This is a genomic window from Gilliamella sp. B3801 (assembly GCF_026536645.1).
Taxonomy (GTDB): domain Bacteria; phylum Pseudomonadota; class Gammaproteobacteria; order Enterobacterales; family Orbaceae; genus Gilliamella; species Gilliamella apicola_I.
In genome coordinates this window covers 1-2,918 of record NZ_JAFNNR010000021.1, presented here as the reverse complement: position 1 = coordinate 2,918, position 2,918 = coordinate 1, and the positions used below count along the sequence as shown (strand labels likewise).

At 30.4% G+C, this 2,918-nt stretch carries 3 protein-coding genes and 1 pseudogene; all 4 read right to left on the bottom strand.

Annotated features, from left to right (window positions below):
* Window positions 1-203 precede the first annotated feature (203 nt).
* Entirely contained in the window at window positions 204-611 is a 408-nt protein-coding gene (locus J3U14_RS11605; protein WP_267351768.1) for a hypothetical protein, read from the bottom strand.
* A gap of 3 nt (window positions 612-614) precedes the next feature.
* Window positions 615-1,547: a glycoside hydrolase family 108 protein gene (locus tag J3U14_RS11600; RefSeq protein WP_267369691.1), complete on the bottom strand. Its 933-nt coding sequence runs from the start codon at window positions 1,545-1,547 to the stop codon at window positions 615-617.
* 182 nt (window positions 1,548-1,729) lie between these two features.
* Window positions 1,730-2,158 (bottom strand): hypothetical protein, encoded by a 429-nt coding sequence (locus J3U14_RS11595; protein WP_267351772.1) that lies wholly within the window; start codon window positions 2,156-2,158, stop codon window positions 1,730-1,732.
* A 2-nt stretch (window positions 2,159-2,160) separates the two neighbouring features.
* Window positions 2,161-2,918 (bottom strand): annotated as a pseudogene (locus J3U14_RS11590) (hypothetical protein); the annotation flags it as partial.

The window sequence follows — 2,918 nt, the reverse complement described above, 5'->3', positions numbered from 1 at the left end:
TGAGTGTAAAAACTTTCATCCTTTGTTTCTTTTATACCTACAGCTTTAAGAGCTTTTGCTTCACATCCTAACTCATTTGCAACTTATTCATAATCAAAGTCGGTTAATAAATCCATATTTATTCTTTGTTCTAAAAAAAATAAGTTCATATTCTTTATTGTTTAATAAAATAATTGGATGTTTTTTAACCCAAAAACCCATTATCAATGTTTTTTAATATTTTCAGGAAGTAATTTCGCTTTATTTGTTAAATAATATTCTCCATTAGGAACTCTGATCAAATCCCAAATTAAATTTTTTTCTTGTAATCTAAGAATAGCTACACCATTTTTACCACCAAAGGTACTATCAAAATGAACTTCGATTTCATTATTGATTAATTTAGATACAAAAGGTATAGGGCAATCTATTTTATTGCCATAATTAACTATAGAACATAATTCCCCCTCTACTTTATTGTTAGTGTCAATTTTCAATTGTATTGAGAAAATACTATAAGGTATTTCATTTTTTTCTAAATGAACTTCTTCTGTCCAAGTTTGCTCAATAGCTAAGGCACAAGCGGAATTAAAATGAAATAAAAAAAGCAAAACAAAAAATATATATCGCATAAACTAATCCTCAATTTTCACATTTAAACAATCATCCACTCTATTTAACCAACCTTTTAGAAATACATAGTTTTTTGTATGAGTTCCATCCGCTTTAATAGCTAAATTAGTATAATATTCTCGTCTGATTTCAGTAATACGTGTTAATAAGTTATCTTGATCAGCAATAGAATTTATAATAACAGCTGTTCTTTCTCCCATTTTTCCATCAACATCGATATTTTGATCAAACTCATCGACTAGAAGTTGTTGAACTTTTTTTATTGTGCCTCCGGACGTAATTGACCAATCATATATCATTAACCCTAATCTATCATTTTCTATTTTGCAGAATCCTTTCGGTTGCCAATATCTTTTTCTATAGATAACTTCAACTTGTTCATCTGTCAGTTGTTTTAAGTTTTCTAAAGTAGGTTCTATTCCTAAATCTTTTTTTGCATATGCCACCCACGTATTCCAAGCTATTCCTTTATTAGTTTCACCTCCAGAATCATTTGGATTATTTACATATCCTCCTTCATGTCTCAATACAATTTTTGAAATTCTATGAAATTTTATAGAACAACAATCTATTTTCTTTTCTGTGAAAATAGAAATACCCACAGGATGCATAAACCACACCCTACCATTTTGGCTTAAGGTGGCAGGCGTTGATAAAGTTTCGGTTTGATTAGTTGAGGTGTCTGCTGATTGCTCTTTTTTAGTTTCTGCGTCACTTTGTTCTGTTTGTTGGCTTTGCTTAGCTAATCCTTTGGCGACATCATCCCACCACAGCATTTTTGTCGCTTTTTCTTTGGTTTTTTCCCATAATTTATACTTATCTTCTAACCCATTTATTATGCCCAATAATTTAAGTTGCTCTTGTGCTAATTTCTTGTCGGGTGCATCTTCATAACCATCTGGAAAACGTTGATAATCTCTTCTTTGTTGTTCCAATCTCTAAGAACGAACAATTGACTTTTTCACATCTTAGTATTACTTAATGCTCCAACTGCATGAAAAAATTTTTTCAACAAGAGCTTTTTCAATTTATATCCATAAATTGAATTATTCATACTTTAATATCATCACGATTATTAACATCTAATAGTTAATTTATAGCCCCCCAATAATGTTAATCATTTTTCTAAAAGCTCAAACTTTTCATTTATGAAATTATAATATCTTCTTCTATATCCTTCGTTAGCTTCATTTTCATCAGGATCCGCTATTATTCCAGAAATAATAATTAAACTACTATTTAAATGATACTCTATAGAAAACCAATTTTCTCCATTTTCATCTTCTATTAAATAAGCATTAGGAAGCCCAATAACTTTGTTAGAGAGTAAGTTTCGAATCTCTCCACAAATTGCACCACCACCACACCCATAAACCTTAATCAAATAATGATATGCAAAGTTTGCATTTTTAATTTTTGTTTTAGTTTTAATAGCGAAATCGTTAAAATCTAATTTGATAAGTTCTTTACTTTGAGCTTGAGCTATTAAGGAATAATTAATTGCAAATATTATGAAACACAGAAGAGCAAACTTTAACCTTTTCATATTTACCTCCAATTTCCATTTTTCGATTCTTTTAAGGCTTCAACCATTTGATCTGGTAATATATGGGCAGAATTTAGCCCATCTCCTTGATAATATGATGAACCTTCAAAAGCTGCTATTCTTCCCTTACTTATTGTTTTCCCTTTACGTACTCCTGCTGATGCAAATTCTTTAGCCCAATCATAAATAGCATCTTCAACATCACCATCCTGTTCTAAATATTTTATTATGTTCTTCCTTTTAATTTTTATTAAATATTCTTCAAATAAAATATCTTGTGTTTCTTTATTATATTTCAATGATAAGTCTAATTTTAAATAATCTAGAGCTGATTTTAAAGTTTCAGGAATTATTTGAAAGCGTCCAGCAGCAAATATTTCCCTTTTTGCTTGTTTATCAATTAATTCCTTTAGCGTCATAGAGGTTAAGTTAGTATTAAAAAAAGCTCTTAGTTTTGGTTTAGTTTGATTATAAGCTGAATAATCATTATTGGATTCAACTTTACCTAACAGCAAAGCAAATGGGCTTTCTGCCCAGCCTTTTTTTATTTCAATAATATTAAAATAATCCACCATAGCCACAGGATGCATAAACCACGCTCGACCTTTTTGACATAAGGTGGCAGGCGTTGATGAAGTTTGGGTTTGTTTAGTTGACGGGGCTGCTGTTTTACTATTTTCAGTGGTCGCATCACTTTGTTGTGTCTGCTGCTTTTGCTTAGCTAAACCTTTGGCGACATCATCCCACCAGAGCATTTTTG